Source organism: Kosakonia oryziphila (assembly GCF_900094795.1).
GTDB lineage: Bacteria > Pseudomonadota > Gammaproteobacteria > Enterobacterales > Enterobacteriaceae > Kosakonia > Kosakonia oryziphila.
This window is the reverse complement of the sequence record NZ_FMBC01000016.1, coordinates 53,209-76,753: the sequence shown is the minus strand read 5'-3', so window position 1 is coordinate 76,753 and position 23,545 is coordinate 53,209. Positions and strand designations below refer to the sequence as shown.

Annotated in this window: 21 protein-coding genes; 17 read left to right on the top strand and 4 right to left on the bottom strand. The window is 53.9% G+C overall.

The annotated features are described in order from the left end of the window. Positions 1-155 precede the first annotated feature (155 nt). The 3 genes from tamA to GA0061070_RS09815 are packed head-to-tail and all read left to right on the top strand — an operon-like array spanning position 156 to position 6,015. On the top strand, positions 156-1,889 hold the full coding sequence (tamA, locus tag GA0061070_RS09825; RefSeq protein WP_090135713.1) for an autotransporter assembly complex protein TamA: 1,734 nt from the start codon (positions 156-158) through the stop codon (positions 1,887-1,889). Next, positions 1,886-5,662: an autotransporter assembly complex protein TamB gene (gene tamB, locus GA0061070_RS09820; RefSeq protein WP_090135711.1), complete on the top strand. Its 3,777-nt coding sequence runs from the start codon at positions 1,886-1,888 to the stop codon at positions 5,660-5,662. The genes tamA and tamB overlap by 4 nt, the downstream gene beginning before the upstream one ends. Before the next feature lie 2 nt (positions 5,663-5,664). Continuing rightward, entirely contained in the window at positions 5,665-6,015 is a 351-nt protein-coding gene (locus GA0061070_RS09815; RefSeq protein ID WP_090135709.1) for a gamma-glutamylcyclotransferase family protein, read from the top strand. Positions 6,016-6,217: 202 nt separating this feature from the next. On the opposite strand, the gene ppa is transcribed toward GA0061070_RS09815, so the two are convergent. Beyond that, entirely contained in the window at positions 6,218-6,748 is a 531-nt protein-coding gene (gene ppa / locus GA0061070_RS09810) for an inorganic diphosphatase (RefSeq protein ID WP_090135707.1), read from the bottom strand. A 402-nt stretch (positions 6,749-7,150) separates the two neighbouring features. Here ppa and ytfQ point away from each other — a divergent pair, with 402 nt between their 5' ends. The 6 genes from ytfQ (at position 7,151) to GA0061070_RS09780 (ending at position 13,873) form a co-directional block, all read left to right on the top strand. Continuing rightward, on the top strand, positions 7,151-8,107 hold the full coding sequence (gene ytfQ, locus GA0061070_RS09805; protein ID WP_090122059.1) for a galactofuranose ABC transporter substrate-binding protein YtfQ: 957 nt from the start codon (positions 7,151-7,153) through the stop codon (positions 8,105-8,107). A 54-nt stretch (positions 8,108-8,161) separates the two neighbouring features. After that, a complete protein-coding gene (ytfR, locus tag GA0061070_RS09800) occupies positions 8,162-9,664 on the top strand; it encodes a galactofuranose ABC transporter, ATP-binding protein YtfR (RefSeq protein WP_090135705.1) in 1,503 nt (500 codons plus the stop codon). Positions 9,665-9,677: 13 nt separating this feature from the next. Then, positions 9,678-10,700 (top strand): galactofuranose ABC transporter, ATP-binding protein YtfT, encoded by a 1,023-nt coding sequence (gene ytfT, locus GA0061070_RS09795; protein WP_425256048.1) that lies wholly within the window; start codon positions 9,678-9,680, stop codon positions 10,698-10,700. Beyond that, positions 10,687-11,685 (top strand): galactofuranose ABC transporter, permease protein YjfF, encoded by a 999-nt coding sequence (gene yjfF, locus GA0061070_RS09790; RefSeq protein ID WP_090135701.1) that lies wholly within the window; start codon positions 10,687-10,689, stop codon positions 11,683-11,685. The genes ytfT and yjfF overlap by 14 nt, the downstream gene beginning before the upstream one ends. Before the next feature lie 111 nt (positions 11,686-11,796). Then, positions 11,797-13,362, top strand: coding sequence for a methyl-accepting chemotaxis protein (locus GA0061070_RS09785; RefSeq protein WP_090135699.1), 1,566 nt, complete (start codon positions 11,797-11,799; stop codon positions 13,360-13,362). Between the two features lie 25 nt (positions 13,363-13,387). Next, complete coding sequence (locus tag GA0061070_RS09780; RefSeq protein ID WP_090135736.1) at positions 13,388-13,873, top strand: DUF2569 domain-containing protein; 486 nt, start codon at positions 13,388-13,390, stop codon at positions 13,871-13,873. A gap of 44 nt (positions 13,874-13,917) precedes the next feature. Here the strand turns inward: GA0061070_RS09780 and fbp are convergent, their stop codons facing one another. Beyond that, on the bottom strand, positions 13,918-14,916 hold the full coding sequence (gene fbp / locus GA0061070_RS09775; RefSeq protein ID WP_090135697.1) for a class 1 fructose-bisphosphatase: 999 nt from the start codon (positions 14,914-14,916) through the stop codon (positions 13,918-13,920). Positions 14,917-15,192: 276 nt separating this feature from the next. Between fbp and mpl the strand changes: the two genes are divergently transcribed. Continuing rightward, positions 15,193-16,575, top strand: a complete 1,383-nt coding sequence (mpl, locus tag GA0061070_RS09770; protein WP_090135695.1) for a UDP-N-acetylmuramate:L-alanyl-gamma-D-glutamyl-meso-diaminopimelate ligase — start codon at positions 15,193-15,195, stop codon at positions 16,573-16,575. Positions 16,576-16,636: 61 nt separating this feature from the next. On the opposite strand, the gene GA0061070_RS09765 is transcribed toward mpl, so the two are convergent. Beyond that, entirely contained in the window at positions 16,637-17,845 is a 1,209-nt protein-coding gene (locus tag GA0061070_RS09765; protein ID WP_090135693.1) for an aldose 1-epimerase family protein, read from the bottom strand. A gap of 288 nt (positions 17,846-18,133) precedes the next feature. After that, positions 18,134-18,688: a ribosome biogenesis factor YjgA gene (gene yjgA / locus GA0061070_RS09760; RefSeq protein WP_090135691.1), complete on the bottom strand. Its 555-nt coding sequence runs from the start codon at positions 18,686-18,688 to the stop codon at positions 18,134-18,136. Positions 18,689-18,782: 94 nt separating this feature from the next. Here yjgA and pmbA point away from each other — a divergent pair, with 94 nt between their 5' ends. From pmbA to GA0061070_RS09725, 7 genes are all read left to right on the top strand, one after another. Next, positions 18,783-20,135 carry a metalloprotease PmbA gene (pmbA, locus tag GA0061070_RS09755; protein ID WP_090135689.1) on the top strand — a complete coding sequence of 451 codons (1,353 nt, stop codon included), beginning with the start codon at positions 18,783-18,785 and terminating at the stop codon, positions 20,133-20,135. A 60-nt stretch (positions 20,136-20,195) separates the two neighbouring features. Then, complete coding sequence (cybC, locus tag GA0061070_RS09750; protein WP_090135687.1) at positions 20,196-20,582, top strand: cytochrome b562; 387 nt, start codon at positions 20,196-20,198, stop codon at positions 20,580-20,582. A 465-nt stretch (positions 20,583-21,047) separates the two neighbouring features. Further along, complete coding sequence (locus GA0061070_RS09745; protein WP_090135685.1) at positions 21,048-21,386, top strand: glycine dehydrogenase; 339 nt, start codon at positions 21,048-21,050, stop codon at positions 21,384-21,386. 10 nt (positions 21,387-21,396) lie between these two features. Beyond that, the gene (locus GA0061070_RS09740; protein ID WP_090135684.1) at positions 21,397-21,759 is read left to right on the top strand and encodes an SFCGS family glycine-rich protein; all 363 of its coding nucleotides are present in this window, start codon (positions 21,397-21,399) and stop codon (positions 21,757-21,759) included. Between the two features lie 2 nt (positions 21,760-21,761). Continuing rightward, positions 21,762-22,058 carry a DUF4312 family protein gene (locus tag GA0061070_RS09735; RefSeq protein WP_090135682.1) on the top strand — a complete coding sequence of 99 codons (297 nt, stop codon included), beginning with the start codon at positions 21,762-21,764 and terminating at the stop codon, positions 22,056-22,058. 51 nt (positions 22,059-22,109) lie between these two features. Continuing rightward, positions 22,110-22,886 carry a DUF4311 domain-containing protein gene (locus GA0061070_RS09730; RefSeq protein ID WP_090135680.1) on the top strand — a complete coding sequence of 259 codons (777 nt, stop codon included), beginning with the start codon at positions 22,110-22,112 and terminating at the stop codon, positions 22,884-22,886. 9 nt (positions 22,887-22,895) lie between these two features. Next, the gene (locus GA0061070_RS09725) at positions 22,896-23,537 is read left to right on the top strand and encodes a DUF4310 family protein (protein ID WP_090135678.1); all 642 of its coding nucleotides are present in this window, start codon (positions 22,896-22,898) and stop codon (positions 23,535-23,537) included. Positions 23,538-23,545: the final 8 nt, after the last annotated feature.

Here is a 23,545-nt window from a genome sequence, read left to right as displayed (position 1 = left end):
TAAACATAAGAAATTTTGGGCTAGCCGTCCGTTTTTCAACCTGCATTAGCGGGTTTTTATCAGCCTGTATTCTGCATAAAAGCCGACCAGGCTCAGCGCGGAGTTGCGCTTACGTTTCCTTCCAGAGGTGGGAACAAGGATATTCAGGAGAGAACGTGCCAAAGATCCGTCTTTTATGTTTTGTCGGCTTGTTGCTGGCAAGTGAAATGGCTTTTGCCGCGAATGTACGCTTACAACTGGAGGGATTAACGGGCGAGTTACAAAAAAATGTGCGCGCTCAGTTGTCCACTATCCAGAGTGACGAAGTGACGCCGGATCGGCGTTTTCAGGCTCGTGTTGATGATGCTATCCGCGAAGGGTTGAAAGCCTTAGGCTACTACGAACCTACCATTGATTTTGAACTGCAGCCACCTCCGGCAAAAGGGCGCCAGGTATTGATTGCTCGCGTCTCTGTGGGCGAACCAGTATTGATCGGCGGTACTAGTGTGATCCTGCGCGGCGGCGCACGTGACGATAGCGATTATCTGGCGCTGCTCAAAAAGCGTCCTGCCATCGGCACCGTGCTGCACCATAACGATTACGACAATTTCATAAAATCCCTTACCAATGTGGCACTACGCAAAGGCTACTTTGACAGTCAGTTCACTAAACGCCAGCTTGGCGTCTCGCTCGCTCGCCACCAGGCCTTCTGGGATATCGACTACGACAGCGGCCAGCGTTACCGCTTTGGCGCGGTAACCTTTGAAGGTTCGCAAATACGCGACGAATATCTGCAAAACCTCGTCCCGTTTCATCAAGGGGATTACTACCGGACCAGGGATCTGGCGGAGCTGAACCGTCGCCTGTCCGCTATCGGCTGGTTTAACTCAGTTGTGGTTGCTCCGGAGTTTGATAAAGCGCGTAAGACCAAAGTGCTGCCGCTGAAAGGCGTGGTGTCGCCACGTATGGAAAACACCATCGAAACGGGGGTTGGCTATTCCACTGATGTCGGGCCGCGCGTTAAAGCGACGTGGAAAAAGCCGTGGATGAACTCTTACGGCCACAGTCTGACCACCAGCATGAGCGTCTCGGCGCCTGAACAACAACTTGATTTCAGCTATAAGATGCCGCTGCTGAAAAACCCGCTGGAGCAATATTATCTGGTGCAGGGCGGCTTTAAACGAACCGATCTGAACGATACTGAAGCGGATTCCACCACGCTTGCGCTGTCGCGCTACTGGGATCTCTCCAGCGGCTGGCAGCGGGCGATTAACCTGCGCTGGAGCCTCGACCACTTTACTCAGGCCAGCGTTACCAACACCACCATGCTGCTCTATCCCGGCGTGATGATAAGCCGAACCCGCGCGCGCGGTGGCCTGATGCCGACCTGGGGCGACTCACAACGCTACTCAGTCGATTACTCCAACACCGCCTGGGGATCGGATGTCGATTTCCTCGTGATGCAGGCGCAAAACGTCTGGATCCGCACGCTTTATGATCGCCACCGCTTTGTGGCGCGCGGCAATCTCGGCTGGATCGAAACCGGTGATTTCAACCGCGTACCGCCGGATCTGCGCTTCTTCGCCGGGGGCGATCGCAGTATTCGCGGTTACAAATACAAATCCATCGCGCCGAAAGATAATGACGGCAAGCTGATCGGGGCATCAAAACTAGCGACCGGATCGCTGGAGTACCAGTACAACGTGACCGGGAAATGGTGGGGTGCCGTATTTGTTGACAGCGGCGAAGCGGTCAGCGATATCCGGCGTAGCGATTTTAAAACCGGGGCCGGCGTTGGCGTGCGCTGGGAATCACCGGTCGGGCCTGTCAAGTTCGACTTCGCCGTACCGGTCGGCGATAAAAGTGAACACGGATTACAGTTTTACATCGGTCTGGGACCAGAGCTATGAGTTTATGGAAGAAAATCAGCCTCGGCGTACTGGTGCTTATCCTGCTGCTGCTGGCAACTGTTGTCTTTCTGGTGGGCACCACCAGCGGGCTGCATCTGCTGTTTAACGCAGCAAACCGCTGGGTGCCGGGACTGGAGATCGGCCAGGTTACTGGCGGCTGGCGCGATCTGACGCTGAAAAACCTGCGCTATACGCAGCCAGGTGTCGCGGTTGATGCCGGGGAGATCCACCTTGCGGTCAAGCTTGGTTGCCTGCGTAACAGTAGCGTGTGCGTCAACGATCTATCGCTGAAAGAGATTAACGTCGCCATCGACAGCAAACAAATGCCGCAGAGCGCACCTGTACAGGAAGAGGAGAGCGGGCCGCTGAATCTCTCCACGCCTTATCCGATTACCTTAAGCCGGGTGGCGCTAAACAACGTAAACATCAAAATTGATGGCACCACGGTATCGGTGATGGATTTTAGCACTGGGCTGAACTGGCAAGAAAAGAACCTGACACTGACGCCGACCTCGCTGAAAGGGTTGCTGATCGCGCTGCCGAAAGTGGCCAATGTCGCGCAAAAAGAGGTGGTGGATGCGAAGATCCAGAAGCCGCAGCCGCAGGAAAAACCGCTGGGCGAAACGCTGAAGGCACTGTTTGACAAACCACTGCTGCCGGAAATGACCGATGTGCATCTGCCGCTGAACCTCAATATTGAGGAGTTCCGCGGCGAACAGTTGCGCCTGACCGGCGACACCGATCTTCTGGTCAGCAACCTGCTGTTGAAAGTCAGCAGCATTGACGGACAGATGAAGCTTGATGCGCTGGATATCGACTCCAGCCAGGGGACGGTAAATGCCACCGGCAGCGCACAACTGCGTGATAACTGGCCGGTAGATATTACCCTCAACAGCACGCTGAATATCGATCCGCTGAAGGGCGAGAAGGTGAAGCTGAAAGTTGGCGGCGAAGTGCGTAAGCAGCTTGAGGTTGGCGTGAATCTCTCCGGCCCGGTTGATATGGTCTTACGCGGGCAAACGCAGCTAGCGGAAGCGGGATTACCGCTCAATCTTGAGCTGACGAGCCAGCAGCTTTACTGGCCGTTTACCGGGACAAAACAGTTTCAGGCGGACAATACCAAACTGACCTTTTCCGGCAAAATGAACGATTACGCGCTGTCGTTTCGCACGGCGGTGAAAGGACAGGATATTCCCCCGGCGACCATCATGCTGGACGGTAAAGGTAACGCGCAGCAGGTCAATATTGATAAGTTGACCATCGCCGCGCTGGAAGGGAAAACCGAGCTGAAAGCGCTGCTCGACTGGCAGCAGGCGATAAGCTGGCGCGGCGAACTGACGCTTAACGGTATTGATACGGCAAAAGCTTTCCCTGAGTGGCCGTCAAAACTGAATGGCCTGATTAAAACCCGTGGCAGTCTGTACGGTGGTAACTGGCAGATGGATGTGCCGGAGCTGAAGCTTAGCGGCAACGTGAAGCAAAACAAAGTGAGCGTTGACGGGCAACTGAAGGGCAACAGCTATTTGCAATGGACTATCCCCGGCCTGCATCTGGCGCTGGGGAAAAACAGCGTGGACATCAAAGGCGATCTGGGGGTTAAAGATTTGAACCTCGATGCTAACATTGATGCTCCGGGGCTGAATAATGCGTTACCGGGCCTCGGCGGAGCGGTGAAAGGCGTGGTGAAAGTACGCGGTACGGTCGATGCGCCGCAGGCGCTGGTGGACATTACCGCTAATGCGCTGCGCTGGCAGGAGCTATCTGTCGACCGCGTTCGTGTTGAAGGGGATGTTACGTCCAGCGATCAGATTGCCGGGAAACTCAACGCGCGCATTGAGCGTATCACCCAGCCGGGCGTGAGTCTCAGTCTGGTGACGCTGAATGCTGACGGCAACGAAAAGCAGCACAAGTTGCAATTGCGCGTGCAGGGAGAGCCGGTCTCCGGGCAGTTGAATCTGGCCGGGAGCTTCGATCGCCAGCAACAGCGTTGGAAAGGGACGCTGAGTGATACTCGCTTCGCCACGCCGGTTGGCCCGTGGTCGATCAACCGGCCAATTACTCTCGATTACCGTAATCTGGAACAGAAAATCGCTATTGGCCCGCACTGCTGGCTGAACCCCAACGCTGAACTGTGTGTGCCGCAGACTATTGATGCCGGTGCTGAAGGACGCGCAGTAGTGAATCTGAATCGCTTCGATCTGGCGATGCTCAAACCGTTTATGCCGGATACCACACAGGCCAGCGGCGTATTCAGCGGTAAGGCCGATGTGAGTTGGGACACTACCAAAGGGGGTCTGCCGCAGGGCGAGGTGACGCTTTCCGGGCACGGCGTGAAAGTCACCCAGGAAGTAAATGGTGAGCCTCTACCGGTTGCGTTCGATACCCTGAACCTGAATGCACAACTCCGTAACAACCGTGCCGATCTCGGCTGGCTGATTCGCCTGACTAACAACGGGCAGTTTGATGGTCAGCTACAGATTACCGATCCACAGAGACGACGTAACCTGGGCGGCAATGTGAACATCCGTAACTTCTCGCTAGCGATGGTCAACGCCATCTTCAGCCGCGGCGAGAAAGCCGCAGGGACGCTGAACGCTAACCTGCGGCTGGCGGGCGATGTGCAAAGCCCTCAATTGTTCGGGCAACTGGGGCTGAATGGGCTGAATGTGGAGGGCAACTTTATGCCGTTTGAAATGCAGCCCAGTCAATTGGCGATCAATTTCAACGGCATGAGTTCGATGTTGCAGGGCGTGGTACGTACCGCGCAGGGGCAGATCAACCTCAGCGGGGATGCTGACTGGCGGCAACTGGATAACTGGCGAGCGCGCGTGGCGGCGAAAGGCAGTAAAGTGCGCATTACTGTGCCGCCGATGGTGCGGCTGGATGTTTCGCCGGATGTGGTATTTGAAGCCACGCCAGGGCTGTTTACGCTTGACGGGAATGTCGATGTGCCGTGGGCGCGCATTGTGGTACACGATCTGCCGGAAAGCGCTGTGGGTGTCTCCAGTGATGAGGTGATGCTCAACAACGATCTACAACCGGAGCAGCCAAAGAGCGCGTCGATTCCGATCAACAGCAATCTGACGGTCCACATCGGCAATAACGTGCGGCTGGATGCTTTCGGCCTGAAAGCGAGGCTGACCGGCGACCTGAAAGTGGCGCAGGATAAGCAAGGGCTGGGATTGAACGGGCAAATTAGTATCCCGGAAGGGCGCTTCCATGCGTATGGCCAGGATCTGATTGTGCGCAAAGGCGAATTGCTGTTCTCCGGCCCGCCTGATCAACCGCTGCTGAACATTGAGGCGATTCGTAATCCTGAGTCGACCGAAAACAACGTTATTGCCGGGGTTCGCGTCACCGGTTCGGCGGATGAACCAAAAGCCGAGATCTTCTCTGATCCGGCGATGTCGCAGCAAGAGGCGCTCTCTTATCTGCTGCGTGGGCAAGGGCTGGCTAGCGAGCAGAGCGACAGCGCGGCAATGACCTCTATGCTGATTGGCTTAGGGGTTGCACAAAGTGGTCAGGTTGTGGGTAAAATCGGCGAGACATTTGGCGTCAGTAATCTGGTGCTGGATACTCAGGGGGTAGGCGACTCTTCCCAGGTGGTGGTCAGCGGCTATGTTCTGCCGGGTCTACAGGTCAAATATGGTGTAGGAATTTTTGACTCACTGGCGACTCTCACGTTACGTTATCGCCTGATGCCTAAGCTGTATCTTGAAGCGGTGTCTGGCGTAGATCAGGCACTAGATTTGCTCTATCAGTTTGAGTTTTAGCAATGCGAATATTTGTCTACGGCAGTTTACGACGCAAGCAGGGCAACAGCCACTGGATGACCAACGCTCAGTGGCTGGGGGACTTTTGCGTCGAAAATCATCAGCTGTATAGTCTGGGGCATTACCCGGGAGCTGTTCAGGGCGAAGGAAGCGTGAAGGGCGAAGTTTATCGCATCGATGCGGCAACGCTCGGCGAACTGGATGCCTTACGTACCGCAGGGGGCGAATACAAACGTCAACTGATCCAGACGCCTTATGGCAGCGCCTGGATGTATGTGTACCAGCGTTCGGTTGAGGGAAAAACCTTGATTGAAAGCGGTAACTGGCTCGACAGGGAACAGTACCAGAAGTAATCAGTCTTAGAGAACCGCACCGTTTGGCGCGGTTTTTCTTTTTGCGGGTCGCAGAAATTTTTCGCCGGGTGGCGCCCCACCTGCGTTTAATACAGATCGTTGCGGAGTGCAGGCCGGTTAAGGCGATACCGCCATCCGGCACCTATCGATTAAAAAAGCCTCGGTCGCATAATGCGTACCGGGGCTTCTTCATTAAACCGTATTATTTTTTGGCTGCGCGTTCGAAGGAAGCAATGATTTCCGCTTTCGCGGCTTCAGCGTTTTCCCAGCCGTCCACTTTCACCCATTTGCCTTTTTCGAGATCTTTATAGTGCTCGAAGAAGTGGGTGATCTGCGCTTTCAGCAGTTCCGGCAGATCGTTCACATCTTTAATGTGATCGTACTCTTTGCTCAGTTTGGTATGCGGAACAGCAACCAGTTTCGCATCTTCGCCAGATTCGTCGGTCATTTTCAGCACGCCAACCGGACGGCAGCGGATCACAGAGCCTGGCTCCAGCGGGTACGGCGTCGGCACCAGCACGTCAACCGGGTCACCATCCAGGGAGAGGGTGTGGTTGATGTAACCGTAGTTGCACGGATAGAACATCGCGGTGGACATGAAACGGTCAACGAACAGTGCGCCGCTCTCTTTGTCAACTTCATATTTGATCGGGTCAGCGTTAGCCGGGATTTCGATAACGACGTAGATATCTTCTGGCAGATCTTTACCCGCCGGGACGTTCAATAAGCTCATGTTTGTTTCCTTTAAAATGTGTGGCAAACAAGTGCCGGGTATTATAGCCAACTGGCGGTGAATGTCTTCGCCTGTTTTAACTTACTCACACATTTTCAGAGCGTTTCGTATTCCTTTTTATGACCGTTTTATCCATAACAATAGCAGCATCCTGAATAATTTTGTGGAAGCGATTACAGCGTAATTTTTCACCACACTGCAACAGTTAAATTTCCGTAAGATCAAGAGCAAATTTAGCATATATCAGAGTGCGTCATTTCGCGTGCCAGATCTCAACTGGCAATCAACAATTCATTCACTTTTCCGATTTGTGATGTAACGCATTTTGTTACATCACGATTTGTCTATAGTTTTCTCCGCAGGTGAAGTTGTAGCCAACAATAACCCTACGAGGATGCTCTTATGTGGAAGCGCTTACTTCTTGTCACAGCAGTTTCGGCAGCCATGTCGTCTATGGCGATGGCCGCCCCGTTAACCGTAGGATTTTCGCAGGTCGGATCCGAATCCGGCTGGCGAGCCGCTGAAACTAACGTCGCGAAAAGCGAAGCCAGCAAACGCGGTATTACGCTGAAAATCGCCGACGGTCAGCAAAAACAGGAAAACCAGATCAAAGCCGTACGTTCGTTTATCGCTCAGGGCGTGGACGCTATCTTTATCGCGCCAGTGGTAGCAACGGGCTGGGAGCCGGTACTGAAAGAAGCGAAAGACGCCAAAATTCCGGTGTTCCTGCTCGATCGCTCCATCGATGTTAAAGATAAATCGCTCTATATGACCACCGTCACCGCCAACAACATTCTTGAAGGCAAGCTGATTGGCGAATGGCTGGTGAAAACTGTGGATGGCAAACCGTGTAATGTCGTGGAACTGCAAGGCACCGTCGGCGCCAGCGTGGCGATCGATCGTAAGAAAGGGTTTGCCGAAGCTATTTCTAAAGCCCCCAACATTAAGATCATCCGTTCGCAATCCGGCGACTTTACTCGCAGTAAGGGTAAAGAGGTAATGGAGAGCTTCATCAAGGCGGAAAACAACGGCAAAAATATCTGCATGGTTTACGCCCATAACGATGACATGGTGATCGGTGCGATTCAGGCGATCAAAGAAGCGGGCCTGAAACCGGGCAAAGATATCCTGACTGGCTCCATTGACGGCGTGCCGGATATCTACAAAGCGATGATAGACGGCGAAGCCAATGCCAGTGTCGAACTGACGCCGAACATGGCTGGCCCGGCTTTCGACGCGTTAGAGAAATTCAAAAAAGACGGCACCCTGCCGCCGAAGCTGACCATCACCAAATCCACGCTCTATCTGCCGGATACGGCGAAAGAGGAGCTGGAGAAAAAGAAAAATATGGGTTACTGAGTCGCGAAAACCCTCTCCCCATCGGGGAGAGGGTAATGGTTTAAGGGGTCGACAATGAACGCGGAAGCACACCAGGAAATCCTGCGTACCGAAGGCTTAAGTAAATTCTTTCCCGGCGTAAAAGCGCTCGATAACGTGGATTTCAGCCTGCGGCGTGGCGAGATCATGGCGCTGCTTGGGGAAAATGGTGCCGGAAAATCAACGCTGATTAAAGCGTTAACCGGCGTGTATCATGCTGATAAAGGGGCTATCTGGCTGGAAGGTCAGCAGATCAATCCCAAAAACACTGCCCATGCACAGCAGCTCGGCATCGGTACCGTGTACCAGGAAGTGAACCTGCTACCGAATATGTCGGTGGCGGACAACTTATTTATTGGCCGCGAACCGCGGCGTTTTGGTTTGCTGCGCCGCAAAGAGATGGAAAAACGCGCGACCGAGCTGATGGCATCTTATGGTTTCTCGCTGGACGTGCGCGAGCCGCTCAACCGTTATTCGGTGGCGATGCAACAGATCGTCGCGATCTGCCGCGCCATCGATCTGTCAGCCAAAGTGCTGATCCTCGATGAACCGACCGCCAGCCTTGATACTAAAGAAGTGGAGATGCTGTTTACGCTGATGCGTCAGCTTCGCGACCAGGGCGTTAGCCTGATTTTTGTCACCCACTTTCTCGATCAGGTTTATGAAGTCAGCGATCGCATTACCGTACTGCGTAACGGTGGTTTTGTTGGCTGTCGCGAAACCAGTGAGTTGCCGCAAATCGAGCTGGTGAAAATGATGCTGGGCCGTGAACTGGACAGCAATGCGCTTCAGCGCGCAGGGCGTACGCTGTTGAGCGATAAACCGGTTGCAGCGTTCAGCGGCTATGGCAAAAAAGGCGTCATCGCGCCGTTTGATCTGGAAGTTCGCCCTGGTGAAATCGTCGGCCTGGCCGGGCTGTTGGGTTCCGGGCGCACCGAAACCGCCGAAGTGATTTTTGGCATTAAACCCGCCGACAGCGGCAGCGCGATCATCAAAGGCAAGAGCCAGATACTCCGTTCTCCGCATCAGGCTTCGTGCCTGGGAATCGGTTTTTGCCCGGAAGATCGCAAAACCGATGGCATTATCGCGGCGGCTTCTGTACGTGAAAACATTGTGCTGGCGTTGCAGGCGCAACGCGGCTGGCTGCGGCCGATTCCGCGCAAAGAGCAAAACGCGATTGCCGAGCGTTTCATCCGCCAGTTGGGGATCCGCACGCCGAGCGCCGAGCAGCCGATTGAGTTTCTCTCCGGCGGCAACCAGCAAAAAGTACTGCTCTCGCGCTGGCTGCTGACCCGACCTCAATTTCTGATCCTCGATGAACCGACGCGCGGTATCGACGTCGGTGCGCACGCTGAGATCATTCGTCTGATTGAAACCCTCTGCGCCGATGGTCTGGCGCTGCTGGTTATCTCCTCTGAACTGGAGGAGCTGGTGGGCTATGCGGATCGCGTGATCATCATGCGCGATCGCAAACAGGTGGCGGAGATCCCGCTCGCAGAGCTGTCGGTTCCGGCGATCATGAATGCCATTGCGGCGTAAGGAGTAGAGTGTGATGCCTCAAACTGTGGGTCAAACCGGGCAGCCGAAGCGCCGCTTTAACTGGCCCACCGGAACACCCCAGCTTATCGCGCTGGTGCTGGTTCTGGTGGTGGATAGCCTGGTCGCGCCCCATTTTTATCAGGTGGTGTTGCAGGATGGTCGCCTGTTCGGTAGCCCGATCGACATTCTTAACCGCGCTGCGCCCGTCGCGTTGCTGGCGATTGGTATGACGCTGGTGATCGCTACCGGCGGCATCGATCTTTCTGTTGGCGCGGTGATGGCGATTGCCGGCGCAACGGCGGCATCGCTCACCGTCTCCGGACACAGTCTGACGGTAGTGCTGTTGGCTGCGCTGGGCACTGGCGTACTGGCCGGATTGTGGAACGGTATTCTGGTGGCGATCCTCAAGATCCAGCCTTTCGTCGCCACGCTGATCCTGATGGTGGCAGGGCGCGGCGTGGCGCAGTTAATCACCTCCGGGCAGATCGTTACCTTTAACGCGCCGTCACTGGCGTGGATCGGCAGCGGATCGCTGTTGCTGTTCCCGACGCCAGTGATTATAGCACTGGCAACGCTGCTGCTGTTCTGGCTGTTTACCCGCAAAACAGCGCTAGGCATGTTTATTGAAGCGGCAGGGATTAATATTCGCGCGGCAAAAAACGCCGGGGTGAATACGCGCGTCGTGGTGATGCTGACCTACGTATTGAGTGGCGTGTGTGCGGCTATCGCTGGGGTGGTCGTCGCGGCGGATATTCGCGGCGCAGATGCAAATAATGCCGGGCTGTGGCTGGAGCTGGATGCCATTCTGGCGGTGGTCATTGGCGGCGGCTCGCTAATGGGCGGGCGGTTTAACCTTGTACTCTCGGTGATCGGCGCGCTGATTATCCAGGGTATGAATACCGGGATTTTGCTCTCCGGTTTCCAGCCGGAACTCAACCAGGTCGTAAAAGCGGTGGTGGTGATGTGTGTACTGATTGTCCAGTCGCCGCGCTTTATCGCGCTGATTAAAGGAGTACGCGGTCATGATAAAACGTAATTTACCGCTGATGATAACGTTAGGCGTGTTTGTGCTCGGTTATCTCTACTGCCTGACGCAGTTTCCCGGTTTCGCCTCTACGCGTGTGATATGTAATATCCTGACGGATAACGCCTTTCTGGGAATTATTGCCGTTGGTATGACCTTCGTGATCCTCTCCGGCGGTATCGATTTGTCCGTCGGCTCGGTGATCGCCTTCAGCGGCGTTTTTCTGGCAAAAGCGATCGGTGACTGGGGAATTTCGCCGCTACTCGCTTTCCCGATTATTCTACTGATGGGTTGCGCTTTCGGCGCGTTTATGGGGCTGCTGATCGATGCATTGAAAATCCCGGCATTTATCATCACCCTCGCGGGGATGTTCTTCCTGCGTGGCGCCAGCTACCTGCTCTCGGAAGAATCTATTCCGATTAATCACCCGATCTATGATTCGCTCTCCAGCCTCGCGTGGATGATCCCCGGCGGCGGACGCTTGAGCGCTATGGGATTATTAATGTTACTGGTGGTGGTAGTGGGGATTTTCCTCGCTCACCGCACCCGTTTTGGCAATGAAGTGTATGCCGTTGGCGGCAACGCGACGTCGGCGAACCTGATGGGGATCTCCACCCGCAGCACCACCATTCGCATCTATATGCTTTCTACTGGCCTGGCGACGCTGGCGGGCATTGTCTTCTCGATTTATACCCAGGCCGGTTATGCGCTGGCGGGCGTGGGCGTGGAACTGGACGCCATTGCCTCGGTGGTGATTGGCGGGACATTGCTCAGCGGCGGCGTGGGTACGGTGCTGGGAACGCTGTTTGGCGTGGCGATTCAGGGGCTGATCCAGACCTATATTAACTTCGATGGGACGCTCAGCTCGTGGTGGACGAAAATCGCCATCGGCATCCTGTTGTTTATTTTTATCGCGTTGCAACGAGGCCTGATCGTGCTGTGGGAGAACCGTCAAAGCTCTCCTGTGACACGTGTTGACACAACGGCAATAAAGTAATAATAGATTGAAATTATTACTTTCTCCTAAAGTAAATCCGGTAGCGGTCGATAACTGACGAAATGGGCTTAATTTACGCCAAAAAGTATTGCTGCTACCGGAATTCACATCATGCTTAAAACGCTTTCGATCCGTACTGGTTTACTTTCTATACTGGCCGTTATGACTCTGCTGCTGCTATTGGTCAGCGGCATCGGGGTATATGCACTCAATAAAAGCTCCTCGTCGCTGGAGCGAATTAGTCAACTTCAGGGCGACAAAATGGCGAGTCTGAGCGAGGGGTACACGCTGATTTTGCGGGCGCGTAACGAAGCCGGTCAGGCGGTGCGGATGATGGAAGTAGGGTTGCTTGATGACGCCGCGAAATCCGTGAAGCAGATCAACGGAGAAATTGCGCAGGGTGAAGCCTCTCTCAGCAACGTGATCGCCGCAGGTGTGGATGATGAGCAGGGTTCCGCTCTGCTTGCCGGGGTGGCGAAAAGCTACGGCGAGTATGTGAACCAGGGCATTAAACCGATGCAGGATGCGCTGAATCAGCAAAGTGCGGATACCTATTACGATTTGTTGGAAAACAAACTGATCCCCATTTCTCGCCAGTTCGACAATGATATGCAAGCCTTCCAGAAGTGGGGAGAAGCGCGCGGCAAAGCGGAAGTGGATGCCGTACAGAGCAGCAAACGCGTTGTGATGCTGCTGATTCTGGTGGTAGCGCTGCTGGTGGCCGGGATAATCGTGCTGGCCTGGCTGGCGCTGCGCCATATGCTGCTGAAACCCCTGGATCGCTCTATTGAACAGCTTGAGCAGGTTGCGGCTGGCAATTTGATCGCGGTAAAAACCGAAGCGAGCAGTAAAGAGTTTAACCGTCTGAACGTGGCCATCGAAGAGATGCGCCACTCGCTGGTAAGCTCCGTCACCCGTGTTCGCGATGCCAGCGCGCAAATCGATACTGGCAGCCGCGAACTGGCCGCTGGCAACGTCGATCTGTCGCAACGCACGGAATCAACGGCGACATCGCTTGAACAAACGGCTGCCAGCATGGAGCAGATCACCGCTACAGTGAAACTGAATGCCGACAACGCCGAGCAGGCGCATAAACTGGCTAAAACCGTTTCCGATACCGCCGATCGCGGCAGTGAAATGGTATGCTATGTAATTGAAAAAATGCGCGATATTTCCAGTAGCTCCGATCGCATCGCCGATATTCTCAGCGTGATTGATGCCATTGCCTTTCAGACCAATATCCTTGCGTTGAATGCTGCGGTCGAAGCGGCGCGCGCGGGAGAGCAGGGGCGTGGTTTCGCGGTGGTTGCCGGGGAAGTGCGTAATCTTGCCAGCCGCAGCGCCGAATCGGCGAAAGAGATCCGCCATTTAATAAGCAGCTCGCAGTCGCAGGTGTCTGAAGGCAGCGATCTGGCGATGCAGGCGGGTGAAACGATGGATGAAATTGCCGAAGAAGTGCTGCGTATGACCAAACTGATGCGCGAAATCGCTAATGCATCGCAGGAGCAGAGCCGGGGTATTGAGCAGGTTAATATCGCGGTCAGTCAGATGGATGAAACCGCGCAGCAGAATGCGGCGCTGGTACAACAATCATCTGCCGCGACCCGTTCGCTGGAAGAGCAGTCGCGCGAGTTGCTACAAGCGATGGCATCATTCCGCCTGCAAGCCCAGGGATAATCTAAGGAAGAGAAATGGTGTTTGTATTCAATGCGATAATGAAGCGCTGAAGGACAGCGATTATTGCGCGGTATGTGAAGAGCGCGAATTTAAAAAGATCCGCGGCTGGTTGTTTGTACCAGCGATTGGCCTGCTGGTGTCGCTGATTGCGATCATTGCCTCCATTAATACCGCCACCAAAGTGTTGATGGAGCACTACAGTGCCATCGACACTGGGCCGAGAGTACTGCTGATTTACGAACTGGTTTTTTATAGCGCCATGTTCGCTTATACGCTGTTTGTTTGCAGCCTGTTTTTTCGAAAAAAGCGTCAGCTTCCGCGCTTTTACATTGGTTTTCTGCTGATTTGGCTGCTTTTTTACGGCGTTGATTTATTGCTGGCGCACTACCTTATCGCGCTGCCGTATGTCTTCGAAACCGTGAGTGCGTTGATCCGCAATGCGATAAGCGCAGCGATTTGGGTGCCGTATTTCCTCATCTCTGAGCGCGTTAAACGGACTTTCGTGCGCTAAAAAAAGCGCCACAGGCGTGGCGCTTTGCCCCTCTTTCCCGGCGCTTATGCGTCCGGGTATTCACGCATAAAACGTTCTACATCTTCAACCATGTGCTCATTGCCGACGAAGAACGGACGGCGCTGGTGCAGGCTTTCCGGTTGAATATCCAGAATTCGCTCTTTTCCGTCGCTCGCTTTGCCGCCCGCCTGTTCAGCAAGGAACGCCATCGGATTGCACTCATACAGCAGACGCAGTTTCCCTTGCGGGTGGCTTGCAGTGCTTGGGTAGAGGTAGATGCCGCCTTTCAGCAGATTGCGGTGGAAATCTGCGACCAGCGAGCCGATATAGCGCGTGGTATATGGACGGTTGGACGCTTTATCCTCTTCCTGGCAGAACTTCAGGTACTTTTTCACACCCTGCGGGAATTTGATGTAGTTCCCTTCGTTGATGGAGTAGGTATTACCACGCTCCGGGAACTTCATACGCTCCTGGCACAGGCAGAAAACGCCGAGTGATGGATCGTATGTAAAGGCGTGAACACCGCAGCCAGTGGTGTAAACCAGCATAGTGGACGAACCGTAGACCACATAGCCCGCCGCAACCTGTTTGTTGCCCGGTTGCAGGAAGTCTTCTTCTGTAACCGATGTGCCGACGGGCGTCACGCGGCGGTAAATAGAGAAAATGGTGCCAACAGAGACGTTAACGTCGATATTTGATGAGCCATCAAGAGGATCCATCAGCACCACGTATTTGGCGTGTTCACAACCTTCGAAAACGACAATTTCGTCCTCTTCTTCAGAAGCAATACCGGCCACGATATCGCGTGCGCGAAGTGCAGCTTTCAGTTTTTCGTTTGCGAACAGGTCGAGTTTTTGTTGCTCCTCGCCCTGGACGTTTTCAGCACCGCTTGCACCCAGGATATCGACCAGACCGGCCTTATTGATATCACGATGAATGATCTTGGCGCCCAGTTTTATCGCCGACAGCAAAGCAGTTAATTCACCGGTGGCGTGTGAGAACTCGTGCTGCTTTTCGACAATAAATTCACCTAACGTTTTCATAACACTTTCCCTGCATGTATATGGAGTAAAGCGATCTTGTCCTGAAGGTTTCAGGTTGCTGGTAACAGCAAGTTCCGGATAGTAAACAGCCTGAACCTTAACAGCCAGCGCTTTCGAAGCCGAAAACGTGACGGACTTACAACAATACTAACAAAGATTCAACAGTCCGTGCTCAGGTGAATCGCACCAGCAGTATGGGGATTATCCTGAAATGCATTTCTCAGACGTTAAACATATGCGTAAAATGTGCGCCAGTTCTGGAAAGGATAAAAACGTATGCGCATTCATATTTTGGGAATTTGTGGCACTTTCATGGGCGGCCTGGCCTTGCTGGCGCGTTCGTTGGGACATCAGGTTACGGGCTCCGACGCCAATATTTACCCGCCGATGAGCACCCTGCTCGAAAAGGAAGGTATTGAGCTGATTGAAGGCTATGACGCAAGCCAGCTCGATCCTGCACCGGATTTGGTTATTATCGGCAATGTCATGAGGCGCGGTAATCCATGTGTGGAAGTGGTGCTGGAGAAAAACATTCCGTTTATGTCTGGCCCGCAGTGGCTGCACGACTTTGTTCTGCGCGATCGCTGGGTCGTCGCCGTTGCTGGTACGCACGGCAAAACTACTACCGCCGGGATGGTAACCTGGATCCTCGAAGCCTGTGGCTACAAGCCGGGCTTTGTCATTGGCGGCGTACCTGGGAACTTTGAGGTTTCTGCGCGTCTGGGCGACAGCCCTTTCTTCGTTATCGAAGCCGATGAGTATGACTGCGCTTTCTTCGATAAGCGTTCCAAATTCGTTCATTACTGCCCGCGTACGCTGATTTTGAATAACCTTGAGTTCGATCATGCAGATATTTTTGACGACCTGAAGGCGATTCAGAAGCAGTTCCACCACCTGGTGCGTATCGTGCCGGGGCAGGGGAAAATCATCTGGCCGGAAAACGACATTAACCTGAAGCAGACCATGGCGATGGGCTGCTGGAGCGAGCAGGAGCTGGTGGGCGAACAGGGACATTGGCAAGCGAAGAAACTGAACATCGATGCCTCAAGCTGGGAAGTCTGGCTGGACGGCACATGCGTCGGGCAGGTGAACTGGGGGCTGGTGGGTGAACACAACATGCACAACGGTTTGATGGCCATTGCCGCCGCGCGCCATGTTGGCGTTGCACCGGCGGATGCCGCCAGTGCACTTGGCTCGTTTATCAATGCCCGCCGTCGCCTGGAACTGCGCGGGGAAGTGAACGGTGTAACTGTGTATGACGATTTTGCGCACCACCCGACCGCGATCCTCGCCACATTGGCTGCGCTGCGCGGTAAAGTCGGTGGTACCGCGAAAATCATCGCCGTGCTGGAACCGCGTTCCAACACGATGAAAATGGGCATCTGCAAAGACGACCTGGCACCATCGTTGGGACGCGCAGACGAAGTGTTCCTGCTGCAACCGCAGCATATTCCGTGGCAGGTAGCGGAAGTGGCGGATGCCTGCGTGCAGCCTGCTCACTGGAGCGCTGATGTCGATGCGCTGGCGGAGATGATCATCAAAACCGCACAGCCTGGCGATCACATTCTGGTGATGAGCAATGGCGGTTTCGGTGGTATTCACCAGAAGCTGCTTGATGGTTTAGCGAAAAAAGCTGAGGCCGAAGCAGAAAAGCTCTGACGGCTGGCTGAAGCAAAAAACCGCGACCGGGAAACCGGCGCGGTTTTTTTATGACTGCGAATTACTCTTTTGCCATCGGCGTGTCGATAGTTTGCGGCGTTTTACTGCCCTGAATCTCTTTCACGCGTTTCTCTACATCAGCCACCTGGGCGCTGTTATGCAGCAGAGTGTAAGTGAGATCGAAGCGTGTACTCTGGCCCGGCTGTAGCTGTTTTACGCGTTTTTGCGCACGTTCAATAGTGACCGGATAGGCATAGCTGGTGCCCGGCTCAATTCCGGTTACATAGCCCTGTTTTTCCGTATCGGTGTTTTTCCACATCGTCAGCACCGGCAGTTGTTCGGTGTTATAGCTAATTGCCACCCCTTTATCGCCCGCTTTGTTCACCAGTGCGGCTACCGTTTGTTTACTGGCATCAAACAGCGGCTTGATATTAAACACCATCTCGTCGAAACCTTTGGTCGGCCCGGCGTAGGTTTGCCACTCTTTCAGACCGCCTTTGGCGTAGTCATTGAAGGGGCTGACATTTTCATACGGCGTTATAAAACGTGCACCCTGCTCGAGAATCGGTTTGCCGAAGTTGCTGTGATAGATAATTTGATAGTCGTGTGGGTAATCCGCATGGTTGGTCAGCACATCATGCAGGCTGAAGCTGTTGCTGCCAGGAATATAGCGCAGCTCCGTCTCCGTTTGCAGATCCACTTTTTTAAATGCGCTCTCTTTTACCAGCCCGCGAATACGAATTTCATAAGGTGCTGTTTCGCTGACATCCACCGAAACCTGGGACGCTGGCGTGTTACCCACTTTGCCGTGCAGGGTATAAATCTGCCCGTCAGCGGTGACCGGATGGCCGGTCCATTCATAACCGCAGCGCACCACCATCTCGTTGAAACCTTCCAGCCAGCCCAGACCGTTACGGCTTTCGAGGTTAATAAATGCTGGGTTGACTACCTCTTTCACCGGCGAATTCCAGCCCATATGGACGCCAAACCCGTCGGCGTAAAGCAAATTCATACCACGTGTCGGGCTAAGGGCGATGGTGAGGCCATTTTTGCTGATCAGTTTAATGACTTTGCTGCCTTCCTGCTTACCACCGTGCAGTACTACCTGCTCAATGCTGAATTGCTGATCTTTGATGTTCAGCTGATCGCTGGTGATCCGCCAGTTTCCTTGCTCTGTACCGCCTTCAGCACTTGTCAGCACCCAGGTTTTTGCCATTACAGGGCCAGAGATAAGCAGTGCAAGAGCGGAAAACATTACTGTCTTTTTCATCATTCCATCCTTTTTAGCTGAATCGATTATAGTCACCACAGCGAAAATCTACGTTTTGCGCAGCCGGGAAAATGTGATCCGATTCATCTGATGAAAAACAGTGCAAAGTCCTGTATGAAAAGCGAACATTGATCTCATTTATGCGAGAAATGAAACGTATAACGGTATTAAATTTGTGATCAGTGATGATTTTAGCTTTAACGCTTCAGCTAAGCGGGAGTTATTTATAAAGGCGATAAAAACGGGGGAAAAATCCCTCTCCTGGCGGAGAGGGTTATTACAGGGTGATTACTGCTCGCTGGTTTCGGCCAGTTCGCGCAGATACTGGAAAATCAAACGCGCGGATTTTGGCGGTTTGTTGCCTTCTTTCTCTTTCTGCGCATTGCGCACAAGCGAACGCAGTTGCTGGCGGTCGGCGGTCGGCCACAGGTTCAGCACTTCCGGCACCGCATCGTCGCCCTCTTCGATCAGACGATCGCGAATCTGCTCCAGCTTATGGAAAAACGCCACCTGCTGGTTGTGACGGTTTTTCAGCTTATCCAGCGCCTGGCGGATAGGATCCACATCGCGTTGACGCAGCAGTTTGCCGATCAGCTGCAACTGGCGGCGGCGGCCCTCTTTTTTGATGCGCTGCGCCAGTTCAATGGCGTCACGCAGATCCTGGTCGAGCGGGAGTTTATCCAGTGAATTTTTCCCCAGATCGACCATTTCCGCGCCAAGCTGCTTTAACTCTTCAGCATCGCGCTTAATTTCACTTTTACTGACCCAGATGATCTCATCATCTTCGTCTTCAATATCATTACCGGGCACGTCATCGAGCCAGTCGTCGGGCTGCTTTGTCATCTCAGGCTCCTTAAAAAAGAGGCTAATGTTACCAGTTAAGGCGCACACTGAAAAACGGTTCTCTGTTAGACTTCAAAGATTCTCTCCCTTAATTATGGCATTGGCGATGAAAGTAATCACACAAGTTGCACAACAACGCAAAACGCTGGAAGAAGCGGTTTCCACGGCTCTGGAACTGGCCTCCGGGAAAGCGGACGGTGCGGAAGTTGCGGTCAGCAAAACCACCGGGATAGGCGTCAGTACACGCTACGGTGAAGTGGAGAATGTAGAATTTAACAGTGACGGCGCGCTGGGGATCACCGTTTATCACCAGAACCGCAAAGGTAGCGCGTCATCCACCGATCTCAGCCCGGATGCCATCGCTCGTACGGTGCAGACTGCGCTGGATATTGCCCGCTACACCTCGCCGGATCCTTACGCGGGCGTGGCAGACAAAGAGTTGCTGGCCTTTGATGCACCGGATCTCGATCTTTTCCACCCGGCGGAAGTGACGCCGGATGAAGCGATTGAGTGGGCAGCTCGCGCTGAACAAACTGCGCTAAAAGCTGACAAACGCATCACCAATACCGAAGGCGGCAGCTTCAACAGCCACTACGGCATCAAAGTTTTCGGTAACAGCCACGGTATGCTGCAAAGCTACTGCTCCACGCGTCATTCGCTGTCGAGCTGCGTGATTGCTGAAGAGAACGGCGAAATGGAGCGAGATTATGCGTACACCATTGGCCGCGATATCAACGACCTGAAAACGCCTGAGTGGGTAGGCGAAGAGTGCGCGAAGCGTACGCTGTCGCGCCTCTCGCCGCGTAAACTGTCGACCATGAAAGCGCCAGTGATTTTCGGTCATGAAGTGGCAACCGGGCTGTTCGGTCATCTGGTGGGCGCGATCGCTGGTGCCGCGGTGTACCGTAAATCGACTTTCCTTCTCGACTATCTCGGCAAACAGATCCTGCCGGAATGGCTGACCATTGAAGAGCATCCACATCTGCGTAAAGGGCTGGCTTCGACGCCGTTTGACAGCGAAGGTGTGCGCACCGCACGCCGCGACATCATTAAAGATGGCGTGTTGATGCAGTGGCTGCTGACTAACTACTCCGCGCGTAAACTGGGGCTGAAAAGCACCGGCCACGCTGGCGGTATTCACAACTGGCGCATTGCCGGACGCGGCCTGAGCTTTGAGCAGATGCTAAAAGAGATGGGCACCGGTCTGGTGGTAACCGAGCTAATGGGCCAGGGCGTGAGCGGTATTACCGGCGATTATTCCCGTGGCGCTTCCGGTTTCTGGGTAGAAAATGGCGAAATTCAGTATCCGGTGAGCGAAATTACCATCGCTGGCAACTTAAAAGAGATGTGGCGCAATATTGTTACCATCGGTGACGATATTGAACAGCGCAGTAACATTCAGTGTGGTTCAGTGTTGTTACCGGAGATGAAAATCGCCGGACAATAACATTACTCCGTGGCGCAATGCAGTGCGCCTTTAGCGTGAATAATAAAAAGGAAGTAAGCAATGCGTAAAAACCTGCTAGCAATCTTTGCTGTATCGTCATTATTCGTCGGTTCGACGGCGTTTGCCGCCGATCTCGGTGAGGATATGGATACCCTCAACGAAAATCTCAACGTGGTGCAGAAAACCAGTGATGCCACAGAAATGAAAGATGCGTTAACCAAAATGCGTACCGCTGCGCTGGATGCGCAGAAAACCACGCCGCCGAAGCTGGAAGGCAAAGCGCCGGATAGCGCCGAGATGAAAGATTTTCGTCACGGCTTTGATATTTTGGTTGGGCAAATCGACGGCGCGCTGAAACTGGCAAATGAAGGCAAAGTGAAAGAAGCGCAGGATGCTGCCAAAGGGTTTGTTGACACGCGCAATACGTACCATAAGAAATACCGTTAATTCGGTATCTGGTTACATGAAGTGTATTAGCTCAGAACTGATCTGACAGTTACCGGTTATTTATACAGGTGCCTGTCAGATTACATCTGGCTTAAATTTTTCTCAGCCCAGATGTGTTTTCCATCAAGTAATGTTTCCATTGGTGTCCGCCGCAACCACTGGTTGCCTCTTTCACCGATCATCTTCTGCGTGATCTGAAGGCGGATCAGCAATAAGAAAACCTTATTGTGCTCACGCTTTTCCCTACGACTTCTGCGTTTTTTTCTGCTTCTGCAAGGGCATTTTTCCGCTTCTTTTGCGTAAATCTGTGACTCATGCGCAGTGATATATCTCTTCCCTGACGATTTATGTGGAGCAGATCACTAACGCCTTTTCCCTTTCCACTTTGAAGTGGAAAACTCCTCGCTACAAACTCGTAACCCGCAACGTTAATTTTATCTCAACGAGATGAATGGGGTACGACGAGTGAATAACGGAGTGGCAATGAATGATGCCCAAGAGCGGGCGGAGCAAACGGCAACCCTTGCCGGGCGCATGCTGACGCAGGTCTATGCGCTACTGAGCAATCACGGGATCACGCCGAATGCGGTACAGCAGCAGATGCTGACCTCCCATGTTCGCGCGATGGCGCATCGGTCTGTGACCGGCGAACCGCTACCGGAAGTGGATGCCAGCCTGTTTGATGAAATCTCGCCTGAATCAATGAACCTGGCCCGTGAAGTGGTGGCGGCGTTTGGCAATCTTCCGGAAGAAGAAGCCTGGCTGTTGTCGGTGCACTTCGAAGTGGCAAAAGAGAACCTGTAAGGAACAAATAATGGAACAAATTACTGTAGTGATTGGCGATCGTCTTGGCAAAGGTCAGAAAGTCGCAGCAGGCGTTGAAAAAGCGGGCGGCCGGGCTGTGGTGGTACCGGGCGTAGCGGCAGATATGAAACTGGGTGACGTGATGAAAACAGAAAACGCCACCTTCGGAATTTCGTTTTGCGGCAGCGGTGGCGCGGGTGCCATCACCGCACAGAACAAACACGGCTATAAAGCCAAATACGGCATGCGCTCTGTAGAAGAAGGCGTTACCGCCATCAATGAAGGCTGCAATGTTCTCGGCTTCGGCTTTATGGACAAAGAAGAGTTAGGCGAGCGCCTGGTGCTGGCCTGGCAGAAAAAATACGGCGCATAACCATGAAAGAACAGTTCACCACCACGGTCAGGGTTAAGGGAAAAGGCGAGGCGAAAGCGCGCGCCTTTGCGGATGCGCTGAACCAGGTTCAGGCCGCGGTGATGAAAGCGTCGCCGCAGATTTTACTGCGTATCGAGCCACAGGATGTGGAAGTTGTTCATGCGCAGGAAACGGCACGGAAAGAGGCGTTTCTATTCCTTTTTCTGCGCCGTGTAAGACGTACGTACAGCGTGGAACTGGACGTTACCGTCAACGTGACTGCCATCAATCTCGATAAAGTGGACTTTGTCACGAAATAACTCAACACATACCCGGTGAATCACCTCCGCTGGGTAGAAGAGGGCAGACTGATGTTCTTAATCATACTAATAAAATCGCTCATCATCGGCGGCCTGGTTGGCGTCGGTGTTGGCGCGGGGGCTGCACGCATGTTCCATGCGCCGACCACACAAGGGATGGGCGCATTTCGTACACTGGGCGAATTGAACTCCTGCGAAGGCGATCCCGCATCGCATTTCTCATTCGGCTTAGGCTTCTTCTTTAACGCCTGGGCTTCGTCCGTTGCGGCAGGTTCTTTCACCCAGGACGTTGACCACCGCATCATCCCGAACTGGGGCGCGGCGGCGTTAATGGTGAAAAACCGTAACGTTGGCGAAACCCTGCACGATCCGAAAAAGATGGCGATCGCCTGTGGCCTGATTGGCATGGTGGTCGTCACCTTCCTTAACCTGACGGCTTCCTCCGTTCCGGCGGCCTTGCAGGTCACTGCCGTTAAAGTGTTGGTTCCGGCGGCTAACCTACTGGTGAACACCGTAATGCCGGTGATCTTCTGGCTGGCGGCCATCGACGCGGGCAAAAAATCGGGTTTCTGGGCGACCGTCTTTGGCGGCGCGGCACAACTGATTATGGGCAACGCCGTACCCGGCCTGGTTCTGGGCATTCTGATTGGTAAAGGTGTGGAAGAGAGCGGCTGGAACCGCGTCACTAAAGTGATGATGACGGCCATTATCGCGCTGTTTGTGCTGAGCGCGTTCTTCCGTGGCTTCGATGTGAAAATGATCGAGTCTTTCCACCTGAGCGCGCCGAACTGGCTGGAGCTCATCCACAACTCGCTCAGCGGCAAATAAGGAAGCGAAATGGAACAGAATAAAGGGTTTTGGTACGCCGACTGGTCGTTCCCGATCTTTGTTGGCCTGCTCTCTTCCGGCGTGTTCGCCGGGACACATATGTACTACCTGTATGGCATCGGCGCGTTTAACGAAGTGGCGTTTGTTTCAATGCTGCGTTCCGGCATGGACACTGGCGTATACGGCGCGGTTGCCGCGTTTGGTGCCAGTTTCCTGTTCGCCCGCATTATTGAAGGTTCACTGGTCGGTATTCTTGATATCGGCGGCGCGATCCAGACTGGTGTCGGCCTCGGTGTTCCGGCGCTGTTGCTGGGAGCCGGGATCCTCTTTCCGGTGGAAAACTTTGTCGCCTCGCTGGCAACCGGTCTGGTGATTGGCGTGGTCATTGGCTATCTGATTATCCTGGCGCGTAAGTTCACCATCAATCAGAGCGATTCCACCTACGGGGCAGATGTGATGATGGGCGCGGGTAACGCGTCTGGTCGCTTCCTCGGCCCGCTGATTATCCTCAGCGCCATGACTGCTTCCATTCCTATTGGTATTGGTTCTCTGGTCGGCGCGCTGCTGTTCTACCTCTGGCAGAAACCGATTACGGGGGGCGCGATCCTCGGTGCCATGCTGCTGGGCTCCATCTTCCCGGTTGCCCTTTGAACCCTACG